Below are 12,213 nucleotides of genomic sequence, written 5' to 3' on the forward strand. Positions count from 1 at the left end.
CGATGCGCGCTGCGCTCAGAAGAACGTCTCGATCACTTCCGTCACGCGATAATTCGCATCGACCATCAGCACCTGGCGCCACTTGTCGAACGTGAGGCAGGGGTGCGAGATGTCGAACGCGATCATGTCGCCGACCTTGAGGTCCGCGCCCGCCGGAATCTTCAGGTAGGCGTGCTGATCCATCATCTGGAACACTTCCCAGCCTTCGCTTGCCGCCACTTCGCGCGGCGCGCCGCCGTTCGCGGGGCGGTAGTGGCGCGACGGCTCCGGAAAGCCCGCGTCGAACGCGGCGTCGCGCTTGCCGAAGCCGATGATGGCGCGGCCAGGCTCCGGAATCGACTGCACGTAGGCCCAGAGCTGCAGCGCGGGCAGCAGCGCCACGCCCATTTCGCGTGCCACGGGGTTGCGCGTGAGGATCTGCGACTGAGCCTGCTTGTAGACGCCCACGTCGTGCGTCACGTAACAGCCGGGGCGCAGCACCACGTCGATCGCGCCCGCCTGCGTGGCCGGCGCGAACTCTTCCGCGACGATGTCGTACCAGGCCGAGCCCGCCCCCGAAAGCAGCGCGGGCGTGCGCGCGAAGCGGCCGGCGGCGGCCAGTTCCTGGGTGACGTTCAGCGCGTCGCGCAGGAAGGTGCGCACTTCGCTTTCTTCCTTGAGGATGCCCTCGTAGATTTCCACACCCGCCAGCTTGAGCGAGTCGGGATAGCGCGCGATCGCCGCGAGCACGGCGTTGCGCGTGTCGGTGTCGCGCACGCCCGTGCGGCCGCGCGGCACGCCCAGTTCGAGCAGCACCTGCAGCGTGCGGCCCGACGCGCGGAAGAACTCGCCGAGGTGCTCCACGCCTTCCACCGAATCGACGAGGCAGAAGAACTCGAAGGTTGCATCGCTGAGCAGCTCGGCGATGATCGCCATGTTGCGCCGGCCCACGAGCTGGTTCGCCATCAGTACGCGCGTGATGCCGCCGCGGTAGGCGGCGCGCGTCTGGTGCGCCGTGGCGAGCGTGATGCCCCACGCGCCGGTGTCGATCTGGCGGCGAAAGAGCTGCGGCGCCATCGTCGTCTTGCCGTGCGGCGCGAGCTTCACGCCATAGCGCGTGACGAACTCCTGCATCCACTTGAGGTTGTGCTCGACGCGGTCGGCATACAGCACCGCAGCGGGCAGGCTCACGTCCTCTTCGAGTAAATTCCATTCGAGGCGCCCTGCGTCCCCGAGCGGCACGCTCGCGCCCGGTACGTTGCCAAGGCCCTTGCTGTTCGGGTCGATCGTTGCACTCTGATAGTTTGTAACTTTCATTTCCCTTCGCTCCATATGCTTCATGCGTCCCAGCTACGCCGGAGTCCTGCGAACCGGCGTTGACTCGGAGATAGTACACAAAGTAACATCGCTTCGTGAATTGTTATTTATTAACAGACTCCCTGCAATGAACACCGCCGCCGATCCGGCCCGCTTCGACATCGTCGCGCGTATTGCGCAATGCGTGCCCGAACTGCGTCCGGCCGAGCGCGACGTGGCCGCGCTCATTCTCGACGATCTTGCCAGCGCCGCGCGCGCGAGCATCGGCGAGCTGGCGCAGCGCGCGGGCGTGAGCGTCGCCTCCGTCACGCGCTTTGCGAAGGCGGTGGGCTGCCACGACGTGCGCGAACTCAAGCTGCGGCTCGCCCAGGCGGCCGCCGTGGGCGACCGCTTCCTGCGCGGTGGGGCTGCCGGCGCTTCCGAAGGCGCGGGCAAGCCGCGCGCCGCCGACGCCAGCGGCGAAGCCGAACCGCTGGCCACGCGCGTCTACGACGAAATTCACACGGCGCTCGCACGCAACCACGAACTGCTGTGCCAGGCGCCGTTTGGGCAAGCCGCCGCGGCGCTGGCGCAGGCCCGCATGATCTACGTGTTCGGCATGGGCGGCGGCTCGAGCGCGCTCGCCGACGAAATGCGCTTTCGCCTCGTGCGCCTGGGCCGTCCGGTGGCGTCGTACCAGGACAGCCTGCTGCAGCGCATGGTGGCGAGCACACTCTCACCCGAAGACGTGGTCGTCGCGCTTTCCGTAACAGGACGCGTGCCCGAACTCGTCGACGCGTGCCGCATCGCGCGCGACTACGGCGCGAAGCTCGTCGCGCTCACCGCGCCGGCTTCGCCGCTCGCCGCGCTCGCCGACTGGCTCGTGCCGATCGTCGCGAGCGAGACCGATTTCATCTACAAGCCATCGTCGTCGCGTTACGCGATGATGATGGCACTCGACGTGCTCGTGACCGAGCTGGCGCTCGCGCAACCCGAGGAAAGCCGCGAGTTGCTGCGCCGCATGAAACACACGCTGGACGCGCATCGCGGCGGCGGCGAACGCCAGCCGCTCGGTGACTGAGCGGCCAACCAAGAGCCATCCTGAGGAGACGCGCATGCATTCGCACCCCGAAGCCGCCGACACGCTGATTGTCGGCGCCATGCTTTACGACGGCACCGGCGCGCCGCCCGTCGAGCGCGACGTGGCGCTGCGCGACGGACGCATCGTCGCGATCGGCAACCTGTCGAACTGGCTCGCGGAAGAGGTGATCGAGGCCAATGGGCGCGCGCTCGCGCCGGGTTTCATCGACGTCCATACGCACGACGACACGCACGTGATCCGCGCGCCGCAAATGCTGCCCAAGATCAGCCAGGGCGTGACGACGGTGGTGGTCGGCAACTGCGGGATCAGCGCGTCGCCGGTGACGCTCAGGGGCGATCCGCCCGACCCGATGAACCTGCTCGGCGAGCGCGACGCGTTCAGCTATCCGACGTTCTCCGCGTACGTCGACGCGGTGAACGCGGCGCGGCCCGCCGTGAACGTGGGCGCGCTGATCGGCCATACGGCGCTGCGCAACAACCACATGAACGACCTGAAGCGCGCCGCCACCGGAGACGAGATCGCGGCCATGCGCGCGCAACTCGAAGACGCGCTCGCGCACGGCGCGCTCGGCCTTTCCACGGGCCTCGCGTACGGCTCGGCGTTCGAGGCATCGACTGAAGAGGTCGCCTCGCTGGCCCAGCCGCTCGCCGCCGCCGGCGCGCTCTACACGACGCACATGCGCACCGAGTTCGACGCGATTCTCGAAGCGATGAACGAGGCGTACCACATCGGCCAGCATGCGCGCGTGCCGGTGGTGATCTCGCATCTGAAGTGCGCGGGTCCTTCCAACTGGGGGCGCAGCACGGAGGTGCTCGCGTCGCTCGAAAGCGCGCGCAAGTATCAGCCGGTAGGGTGCGACTGCTATCCGTATAGCCGCAGCTCTTCGACGCTGGATCTCAAGCAGGTGACGGGCGACATCGACATCACGATCACGTGGTCCACGCCGCACCCGGAGCAGGCGGGCAAGCTCATCAAGGACATCGCAGCGGAGTGGGGCGTGTCGCAGCAGGAGGCGGGCAAGCGTCTGCAGCCGGCGGGCGCGGTGTACCACAACATGTCCGAAGACGACGTGCGCCGCATTCTTTCGCATCCGGCCACGATGGTCGGCTCGGATGGACTGCCCAACGATCCGCTGCCGCATCCGCGCCTGTGGGGCGCTTTTCCGCGCGTGCTCGGGCACTACGCGCGCGACGCGGCCTTGCTGCCGCTCGAAGACGCGGTGCGCAAGATGACGGGCCTGTCGGCACGGCGTTTCGGTCTTTCGCAGCGCGGCGAGGTGCATGTGGGCTGGCACGCCGACCTCGTGCTGTTCGACCCCGCCCGCGTGCGCGACGCCGCGACCTTCGAGAAGCCGCAGCAGGTGGCGGAGGGCATCGACGCGGTGTGGGTGAACGGCGTGCTTTCGTACCGCGACGGGCAGCCCACGGGCGAGCGCGCGGGCCACTTCGTCGCGCGCGGCAAACGCGAGGCGCAAGCCGAGGCGACGGGCTTTTAAGCAGGCTTTATCGATCGAATTTCGACCCCCGGCGCGCGTGGCCCAAAAAGCCGCGCGCGCCGCACGATCTCAAAGGAGCAAACGATGAAACGAATTGGAGCGGAAGGCGGCAAGGGCCAGGGCGGACAGCATCTGCCGTTCGCGCGCGCCGTGGAAGCCGACGGCTGGCTGTACGTCTCGGGCCAAACGCCGATGGAAGGCGGCGAGGTGATCAACGGCGGGATCGTCGAGCAGTCGCACAAGGCCATCCAGAATCTTTTCGCGATCCTGAAGGAAGCGGGCTATGGCGCGGAGCACGTGGTGCGCTGCGGCGTGTGGCTCGACGACGCGCGCGACTTCACCTCGTTCAACAAGGTGTTCCGCGAGTACTTCGGCGAGCATCCGCCGGCACGCGCCTGCGTGCAGTCGAGCATGGTGGTGGACTGCAAGGTCGAAGTCGACTGCGTGGCCTACAAGGCGCCGGCCGGGAAGTAAGGGCGCGGCTTTTGGCGAGCGATACGCGAAAGCCTCATTGAGTGCCGCACGAAACGGCTGCCGGAATTATCCGGCAGCCGTTTTTTCTTGCGGGGTCATGCCGACGGGATTCTCGAAGCGGAGTTCCGTCCCTCATTAGCCATTCGGCAGATGACACTCCCGTTGTTCGATATTCCCAATATATGAGCGACCCAATCACATATTGGAGAACTCGAAAAAACCTGCCTACAATCCAGTCCATCCGATAAGCCGCGACTGCACTGCGCGGCAAACATCGTCGGCAGACCCAGATAAATCCGGCGCACGCGCAAGACGCGGAGCGAACCGGACCGCAAAGGAGACGTTCGCCATGCTTCAGCCAGCGCTTTGCGCGGCCACGCGCCGCCCGCCGCTACCTGTTCGAGCCCCGGCCGCCCGCGCGCCGGGCCGTCTCCCGAAGCACGGTTCGCGCGCCGCCTGACGGCACGCGCCTTTCGATCGTCTCTTTTCATCGCCCTCGCCATGAACAAAGCGATGTCTTCCACACTCGCCGCGAACCTCCCCGACGAGGCCGCGCCCGAGCAAAACGCCGCGGCAAGCTCCGCGCAAGCGCAGCCGAAAGCCCGCCCCGCCGCCGACGAAATCGGCGTCGCGAGCACGTTGCTCGACGGCTCGATGCAGCAGGCCGGCACCCAGACGCTCCTGCGCGGCCTCGCGATCCTCGAAGCGGCCGCCGCCGGCGTGCGCGACCTGCGCTCGTTTGGCGCGGTGCTCGGCACGACGCGCAGCACCACGCACCGTCTCGTTTCGAGCCTCGTGCAGGCGCGCTACCTGCGCCAGGTGCAGGGCGGCTACCTGCTCGGGCCGAAGCTCATCGAACTCGGCACCATCGCGCTCGAGCAGATGCCGCTCACGGCCGTTGCGCGGCAGCATCTGCAGGCGCTCGCCGACGAAACGCTCGACACGATCCACCTCGGCGTGCGCGACGGCGACGACGTGCTGTACATCGACAAGATTCCCGGCCAGCGCGGCCTCGAAATGCGCTCGCGCGTGGGGCACCGCATGCCGCTCGCGTCCACGGGCATCGGCAAGGCGATGATGCTCGACCTCGCGCCGCAATCGTGGCGCGACCTGTTCGACGCGTCGCGCCGCACGCTCGCGGGCGTGAGCTTCCGTCCCGATCACAGCCTCGAACCCGATACCTTCCTCAAGCGCATGGCGACTTACTCGGCGGGCGGGTACACGTTCGATCTGGAGGAGAACGAAATTTCGATCCGCTGCGTGGCGGCGCCCGTGCGCGACGCTTCCGGCGCGATCGTGGCAGCGCTTTCGGTGGCGAGCACGATTCCCTACATGCCACTCGAGCGCATGGACGAACTGATTCCGGTCGTGCAGCGCGAGGCGCGCGCGATTTCGCAGGAACTGGGCTGGCGTGCGCCGCAGCCCACCACGCGCAGGATTCGTCGATGAAAGCACGCGAGAAGTCTGTAAGCGGCGTGGCCATCGACGCCGCGATCGCTCGCGACGCCGCGCTCATCGCGCTCGACTGGGGCACGACCTCGCTGCGCGCGTATCTGTTCGATGCAGCGGGCAAGGTGATCGCTACGCGCGTTTCGACGGCGGGGATCATGAACCTGCCCGTGCCCGCCGAAGAAGGCGGCTTCGACGCCGCCTTCGACGAAGCGTGCGGCGTGTGGCTCGCGCAAGCGCCCTCGCTGCCGGTGCTGGCCGCGGGCATGGTCGGCAGCGCCCAGGGCTGGGTGCAGGCGCCTTATGTCGAAACGCCCGCGAGCGCCCAGGCGCTGGTGGCCGGCATCGTGCGCGTGCGCGCCGCATCCGGCGCCGAAGTCGCCGTGGTGCCGGGCGTGCTGGAGCCGGGTGCGCTGCCCAACGTGATGCGCGGCGAGGAAACGCAAATTTTTGGCGCGCCTGGCGCATCGGGCGACCAAGGCGAGCCGCAAACGGCGCTCGTCGGACTGCCCGGCACGCACGCGAAATGGGTGGTGGTGGAGGGCGAGCGCATCGCGCGCTTCTATACCTTCATGACGGGCGAGGTCTACGCGGCGCTGTGCGCGCATACGATCCTCGGCCGCACGATGAAGCATCCCGTCGAGCCCGACACGGCAGCGTTCCTGCGCGGCGTGAGCGTGGCGCGCGAGCAGGGCTGCGTGGGGCTGCTCGCCACCGCGTTCAGCACGCGCACGCTCGGCCTCACGGCCCAGCTCGCCGCCGACGAGCAGCCCGACTATCTCTCGGGCCTCGTGATCGGCCACGAGCTGGCGGGCCTCGAGGCGGCACTGGCGCGACGCGACGTGGCGCTCGCTGGCTGCGCGCCGCAGCTGATCGGCGCCGAGGCGCTGTGCGAGCGTTACCGCATGGCGCTTGCCGCATTCGGATGCAGCGGCGCGCATCTCGTGCGCCAGGCGACCGAACACGGGCTTTGGCGCATCGCCGTGCAGGCCGGGCTCGTCACGCCGCGCTAAACGCGTGCCGATGGGCCGATGAATCGAACCCGCTGCGAACCCGCTGCAAATGCGCTGAACCGAACCAGACACGAAGCCACGCAACAGGAAGCCGACATGGAACCCGAACTGAATCTGCCCGCCCCGTACACGCCGCACGCCGGCTTCGTCGCCGCGTTCGGCGCCTGCGGCATGGTCGCGATCGTGCGCGGCATCAAGCCCGCCGAGGCCGCCGAGCATGGCCGCGCGCTCTACGACGCGGGCTTCCGGTTGATCGAGGTGCCGCTCAATTCGCCGCAGCCGCTCGACAGCATCGCGGCATTGCGCGACGCGCTGCCCGACGACGCGATGATCGGCGCGGGCACCGTACTCACCACCGAGCGCGTGCGCGACGTGCGGGAAGCGGGCGGCGAGCTGATCGTGATGCCGCACGCCGATACCGACGTGATCCTCGCCGCCAAGCTCCAGGGCCTCGCCTGCGTGCCCGGCGTCGCCACGCCGACCGAAGCGTTCGCGGCGCTCAAGCACGGCGCCGACGCGCTCAAGATGTTCCCCGCCGAGCAGCTCGGCCCGGCCGTGACGAAGGCGTGGCGCGCCGTGATTCCGCCAATCGTGCCGCTGCTGCCCGTGGGCGGCGTGAAGCCCGACAACATGGGCCCGCAGCTGGCCGCGGGCGCGAGCGGCTTCGGCCTTGGCTCCGCGCTCTACAAGCCGGGCCAGGACGCGGCGGCCACGCGCGCGAACGCGCTGGCCTTCATCGAAGGCTGGAAAGCTGTGCGAGGAGCGCAAAAGTGAATCGCCTCGCGGGCAAGGTCGCGCTCGTCACCGGCGCCGGACGCGGCATCGGCGCGGCGATCGCGCGCGCGTTCGCGGCCGAGGGCGCCGCTGTCGTGCTCGCGGAGCTCGATGGCGCGACGGCGGCTGCGACGGCGCGCGAGATTGCGAACGCATGCGACGGCGCGCGAACGCTCGCCGTGCAAACCGACGTGACGCAGCCCGCCTCGCTGCGCGCCGCCGTGGAAGAAGCGCAGCGCGCGTTCGGCCCGGTCGACGTGCTCGTGAACAACGCCGGCATCAACGTGTTCGCCGACCCGCTCACGATGACCGACGACGACTGGCGCCGCTGCTTCGCCGTCGATCTGGACGGCGTGTGGAACGGCTGCCGCGCGGTGCTGCCGGGCATGGTCGAGCGGTGTGCGGGCAGCATCATCAACATCGCCTCGACGCACGCGTTCCAGATCATTCCGGGCTGCTTCCCGTACCCGGTGGCCAAGCACGGCGTCATCGGGCTCACGCGTGCGCTCGGGATCGAGTACGCGCCGAAGAACGTGCGCGTGAACGCCATCGCGCCGGGCTACATCGAAACGCAGCTCACGCACGACTGGTGGAACGCGCAGCCCGACCCGGAAGCCGCGCGCAAGGCCACGCTCGAGTTGCCGCCGATGAAGCGCATCGGCCGCCCGGAGGAAGTCGCGATGACGGCGGTGTTCCTCGCCTCGGACGAAGCGCCGTTCATCAACGCGAGCTGTATCACGATCGATGGCGGCCGCACGGCGCTCCATCACGAATGAGCGCCTTGAAAAAGTAATTCGCAGCACGAAGGAACGCGAGGTTGGAACGAATACGCAGGAATCCGCCGGAGCGCTGGCCGCGCGCATCGGCGGGTAAAAGAAGAGGCGGCCGATACCCTTCCCGTGACTGAAGAAGACAGGAGACTGACAAAATGCAACGACGCATCTTTCTGACGCTGGTGGCCGCCGCAGCTACTGCCGTGTTCGCGCAAGCGCCCGTCGCGCAGGCCGCTGACCAGGTGAAGATCGGCTTTCTCGTGAAGCAGCCCGAAGAGCCGTGGTTCCAGGACGAATGGAAGTTCGCGGAAATGGCAGCGAAGGAAAAGGGCTTCACGCTGGTGAAGATCGGCGCGCCCTCGGGTGAGAAGGTGATGAGCGCAATCGACAACCTGGCCGCACAAAAGGCGCAGGGCTTCATCATCTGCACGCCTGACGTGAAGCTCGGACCGGGCATCGTCGCCAAGGCCAAGGCCGACAAGCTCAAGATGATGACGGTGGACGACCGCCTCGTCGATGGCGCGGGCAAGCCGATCGAGTCGGTGCCGCACATGGGTATCTCGGCGTACAACATCGGCAAGCAGGTGGGTGACGGCATCGCCGCTGAAATCAAGAAGCGCGGCTGGGACATGAAGGACGTCGGCGCGATCGACGTGACCTACGAGCAGCTGCCGACGGCGCATGACCGCACGTCGGGCGCGACCGACGCGCTCGTGGCCGCGGGCTTCCCGAAGGCGAACATCGTCCAGGCGCCGCAAGCGAAGACCGACACGGAAAACGCCTTCAACGCCGCCAATATCGCGCTCACGAAGAACCCGCAGTACAAGCACTGGGTGGCCTACGCGCTGAATGACGAAGGCGTGCTCGGCGCCGTGCGCGCAGCGGAAGGCCGCGGCTTCAAGGCCGACAACATGATCGGCATCGGCATCGGCGGTTCGGACTCGGCACTCAACGAGTTCAAGAAGCCGCAGCCGACGGGCTTCTACGGCACCGTCATCATCAGCCCGAAGCGCCACGGCGAGGAAACCTCGGACCTGATGTACACGTGGATCACGCAAGGCAAGGAACCGCCGCTGCTCACGCTGACGACCGGCATGCTGGCCACGCGCGACAACGTGGAGAGCGTGCGTCAGCAGATGGGTCTCGCTTCGAAGTAAGCGCTTGATAGTAGTGGGTTAGGGTGCTTCCCGCTGCGGGGCGGCCAGCAAGCCCGAAGGGGGCGAAGGCCGCGCCCGCAGCGTATCGAATGAGAGGAAACCGAAGTGTCAGCGACACTGCGTTTTGACAATATCGGCAAGGTGTTCCCAGGCGTGCGCGCGCTCGACGGCGTGTCGTTCGAGGTGAACGCAGGCGAAGTGCATGGCCTGATGGGCGAGAACGGCGCGGGCAAGTCTACGCTGCTCAAGATTCTCGGCGGCGAGTATCAGCCCGATTCCGGCCGCATCCTGATGGACGGCAACGAGGTGCACTTCTCCGATGCGGCGGCCTCGATTGGCGCGGGCATCGCGGTGATTCACCAGGAACTGCAGTACGTGCCCGACCTGACCGTCGCGGAAAACCTGCTGCTCGGCGCGTTGCCCAATGCACTCGGCTGGGTGAAGCGCGGCGAGGCGCGCAAGTTCGTGCGCGAACGTCTCGCCGCGATGGGCGTGGACCTCGATCCGGCCGCGAAACTGCGCAAGCTCTCGATCGCGCAGCGCCAGATGGTGGAAATCTGCAAGGCGCTGCTGCGCAACGCGCGCGTGATCGCGCTCGACGAGCCGACCAGCTCGCTCTCGCACCGCGAGACCGAAGTGCTGTTCAAGCTCGTGCGCGAGCTGCGTGCCGACAATCGCGCGCTCATCTATATCTCGCACCGCATGGACGAGATCTACGAGCTGTGCAATGCCTGCACGATCTTCCGCGACGGCCGCAAGGTCGCCTCGCACGAGAAGCTCGAAGAGGTGAAGCGCGAAACGCTCGTGGCCGAAATGGTGGGCCGCGAGATCAGCGACATCTACAACTATTCGCCGCGCGAGCATGGCAACGTGCGTTTCGCCGTGCGTGGCGTGGAAGGGCATCCGCTCAACGAAGCGGCGAGCTTCGAGGTGAAGTCGGGCGAGATCGTCGGTTTCTTCGGGCTCGTGGGCGCGGGGCGCAGCGAGCTGATGCAGCTCATCTACGGCACGCACAAGCGGCGCGCGGGCGAGATCGAGCTGGACGGCAAGACCATTCGCGTGAAAAGCGCGAGCGACGCGATTCGCCACGGCATCGTGCTGTGCCCGGAAGACCGCAAGGAGCAGGGCATCGTTGCGATGGCGACGGTGTCGGAGAACATCAACATCAGCTGCCGTCGCCATTTTTTGCGCGCGGGCATGTTCCTCGACCGCAAGAAGGAAGCGGAAACGGCGGACCGCTTCATCAAGCTGCTGAAGATCAAGACGCCGAGCCGCCGCCAGAAAATCCGCTTTCTCTCGGGCGGCAACCAGCAGAAAGCGATTCTTTCGCGCTGGCTCGCCGAGCCCGACCTGAAGGTCGTGATTCTCGACGAACCGACGCGCGGCATCGACGTCGGCGCGAAGCATGAAATCTACAACGTGATCTACCAGCTTGCCGCGCGCGGCTGCGCGATCGTGATGGTGTCGTCGGAGTTGCCTGAAGTGCTCGGCGTGTCGGATCGCATCGTGGTGATGCGCGAAGGCCGTATATCGGGCGAGTTGCCGCGCAGCGCGGCGAGCGAACACGCGGTGCTTGACCTCGCGCTGCCCAAGCGCACGCAGGCCAAGGCTGCATGAGTGGACCGGGAGGAGTGACTGAAATGCAAGCAAGAGAAAACCTGGCGGCCGAGTCTGCCAACAGCGCCGCCAAGAGCGTCGCCGACGCGCTGATTCCGAGTCCCACCGACAAGCAGAAGTGGTGGCAGCAGATCACCGAGTACAGCCTGATCGTGATCTTCGCGGTCATGTTCATCGTGATGTCGCTGACCGTCGATCACTTCTTCTCGATCGAGAACATGCTCGGCCTCGCACTGTCGGTCTCGCAGATCGGCATGGTGGCCTGCACGATGATGTTCTGTCTCGCCTCGCGCGACTTCGACCTTTCCGTGGGCTCGATCGTCGCGTTCGCGGGCGTGCTCTGCGCGATGGTGCTCAACGCGACGAACAACACGTTCATCGCCATCGTCGCGGCCGTTGCGGCGGGTGCCGCGATCGGCTTCGTGAACGGCGCGGTGATCGCGTATCTGCGCATCAACGCGCTGATCACCACGCTCGCCACGATGGAAATCGTGCGCGGCCTCGGCTTCATCGCCTCGCACGGCCAGGCCGTGGGCGTGTCGTCGGACACGTTCATCGCCATGGGCACGGCCTCGCTCTTCGGCGTGCAACTGCCGATCTGGGTCACGCTCGTCTGCTTCATCGTGTTCGGCGTGATGCTCAATCAGACGGTGTACGGGCGCAATACGCTCGCCATCGGCGGCAATCCGGAAGCGTCGCGTCTGGCCGGTATCAAGGTCGAGCGCACGCGCGTGTGGATCTTCCTGATCCAAGGCGCGGTCACGGCGCTCGCGGGCGTGATTCTCGCCTCGCGGATCACCTCGGGCCAGCCGAATGCGGCCGAAGGCTTCGAGCTGAACGTGATCTCGGCGTGCGTGCTGGGCGGCGTCTCGCTGCTGGGCGGCCGTGCGACGATCTCGGGCGTGGTGATCGGCGTGCTGATCATGGGCACGGTCGAAAACGTCATGAACCTGCTCAACATCGACGCGTTCTATCAGTACCTCGTGCGCGGCGCGATCCTGCTCGCGGCGGTGCTGCTCGACCAGCTCAAGAACCGCGGCGCGCGCGATTGAGTTCGCTGACAGTTTCATAAGGAAACCCAAAC

Annotated in this window: 11 protein-coding genes; 10 read left to right on the top strand and 1 reads right to left on the bottom strand. The window is 67.1% G+C overall.

Features of this window, described 5'->3' with window-relative positions:
• Positions 1-15: 15 nt before the first annotated feature.
• Positions 16-1,296, bottom strand: a complete 1,281-nt coding sequence (locus AB4Y40_RS40085) for an amino acid deaminase (RefSeq protein WP_368692566.1) — start codon at positions 1,294-1,296, stop codon at positions 16-18.
• Between the two features lie 127 nt (positions 1,297-1,423).
• On the opposite strand from AB4Y40_RS40085, the gene AB4Y40_RS40090 reads away from it, so the two are divergent.
• The 10 genes from AB4Y40_RS40090 to araH all read left to right on the top strand — a co-directional run bounded on the left by AB4Y40_RS40090 (position 1,424) and on the right by araH (position 12,181).
• Positions 1,424-2,356, top strand: coding sequence for a MurR/RpiR family transcriptional regulator (locus AB4Y40_RS40090; protein ID WP_368692567.1), 933 nt, complete (start codon positions 1,424-1,426; stop codon positions 2,354-2,356).
• A gap of 34 nt (positions 2,357-2,390) precedes the next feature.
• Positions 2,391-3,872 carry an amidohydrolase family protein gene (locus tag AB4Y40_RS40095; RefSeq protein WP_368692568.1) on the top strand — a complete coding sequence of 494 codons (1,482 nt, stop codon included), beginning with the start codon at positions 2,391-2,393 and terminating at the stop codon, positions 3,870-3,872.
• An 84-nt stretch (positions 3,873-3,956) separates the two neighbouring features.
• Entirely contained in the window at positions 3,957-4,346 is a 390-nt protein-coding gene (locus tag AB4Y40_RS40100) for a RidA family protein (protein WP_028201897.1), read from the top strand.
• 501 nt (positions 4,347-4,847) lie between these two features.
• Positions 4,848-5,795: an IclR family transcriptional regulator gene (locus tag AB4Y40_RS40105; protein WP_368692569.1), complete on the top strand. Its 948-nt coding sequence runs from the start codon at positions 4,848-4,850 to the stop codon at positions 5,793-5,795.
• Positions 5,792-6,808 carry a 2-dehydro-3-deoxygalactonokinase gene (locus AB4Y40_RS40110; RefSeq protein ID WP_368692570.1) on the top strand — a complete coding sequence of 339 codons (1,017 nt, stop codon included), beginning with the start codon at positions 5,792-5,794 and terminating at the stop codon, positions 6,806-6,808. The genes AB4Y40_RS40105 and AB4Y40_RS40110 overlap by 4 nt, the downstream gene beginning before the upstream one ends.
• Positions 6,809-6,904: 96 nt before the next feature.
• Entirely contained in the window at positions 6,905-7,582 is a 678-nt protein-coding gene (locus tag AB4Y40_RS40115) for a 2-dehydro-3-deoxy-6-phosphogalactonate aldolase (protein WP_368692571.1), read from the top strand.
• Entirely contained in the window at positions 7,579-8,358 is a 780-nt protein-coding gene (locus AB4Y40_RS40120) for an SDR family oxidoreductase (RefSeq protein WP_368692572.1), read from the top strand. Before AB4Y40_RS40115 ends, AB4Y40_RS40120 begins: the two co-directional genes overlap by 4 nt.
• Positions 8,359-8,510: 152 nt before the next feature.
• Positions 8,511-9,512, top strand: coding sequence for an arabinose ABC transporter substrate-binding protein (locus AB4Y40_RS40125; protein WP_368692573.1), 1,002 nt, complete (start codon positions 8,511-8,513; stop codon positions 9,510-9,512).
• A gap of 105 nt (positions 9,513-9,617) precedes the next feature.
• Positions 9,618-11,129 carry an L-arabinose ABC transporter ATP-binding protein AraG gene (araG, locus tag AB4Y40_RS40130; RefSeq protein WP_324162371.1) on the top strand — a complete coding sequence of 504 codons (1,512 nt, stop codon included), beginning with the start codon at positions 9,618-9,620 and terminating at the stop codon, positions 11,127-11,129.
• Positions 11,130-11,152: 23 nt separating this feature from the next.
• Positions 11,153-12,181, top strand: a complete 1,029-nt coding sequence (gene araH / locus AB4Y40_RS40135; RefSeq protein WP_342949485.1) for an L-arabinose ABC transporter permease AraH — start codon at positions 11,153-11,155, stop codon at positions 12,179-12,181.
• Positions 12,182-12,213: the final 32 nt, after the last annotated feature.

The organism is Paraburkholderia sp. EG287B (assembly GCF_040965595.1).
GTDB lineage: Bacteria > Pseudomonadota > Gammaproteobacteria > Burkholderiales > Burkholderiaceae > Paraburkholderia.

Excerpts from the sequence above, each read along its gene's own strand:
- AB4Y40_RS40085 (WP_368692566.1), bottom strand. The coding sequence starts at position 1,296 with ATGAAAGTTACAAACTATCAGAGTGCAACGATCGACCCGAACAGCAAG.
- AB4Y40_RS40090 (WP_368692567.1), top strand. The coding sequence starts at position 1,424 with ATGAACACCGCCGCCGATCCGGCCCGCTTCGACATCGTCGCGCGTATT.
- AB4Y40_RS40095 (WP_368692568.1), top strand. The coding sequence starts at position 2,391 with ATGCATTCGCACCCCGAAGCCGCCGACACGCTGATTGTCGGCGCCATG.
- AB4Y40_RS40100 (WP_028201897.1), top strand. The coding sequence starts at position 3,957 with ATGAAACGAATTGGAGCGGAAGGCGGCAAGGGCCAGGGCGGACAGCAT.
- AB4Y40_RS40105 (WP_368692569.1), top strand. The coding sequence starts at position 4,848 with ATGAACAAAGCGATGTCTTCCACACTCGCCGCGAACCTCCCCGACGAG.
- AB4Y40_RS40110 (WP_368692570.1), top strand. The coding sequence starts at position 5,792 with ATGAAAGCACGCGAGAAGTCTGTAAGCGGCGTGGCCATCGACGCCGCG.
- AB4Y40_RS40115 (WP_368692571.1), top strand. The coding sequence starts at position 6,905 with ATGGAACCCGAACTGAATCTGCCCGCCCCGTACACGCCGCACGCCGGC.
- AB4Y40_RS40125 (WP_368692573.1), top strand. The coding sequence starts at position 8,511 with ATGCAACGACGCATCTTTCTGACGCTGGTGGCCGCCGCAGCTACTGCC.
- araH (WP_342949485.1), top strand. The coding sequence starts at position 11,153 with ATGCAAGCAAGAGAAAACCTGGCGGCCGAGTCTGCCAACAGCGCCGCC.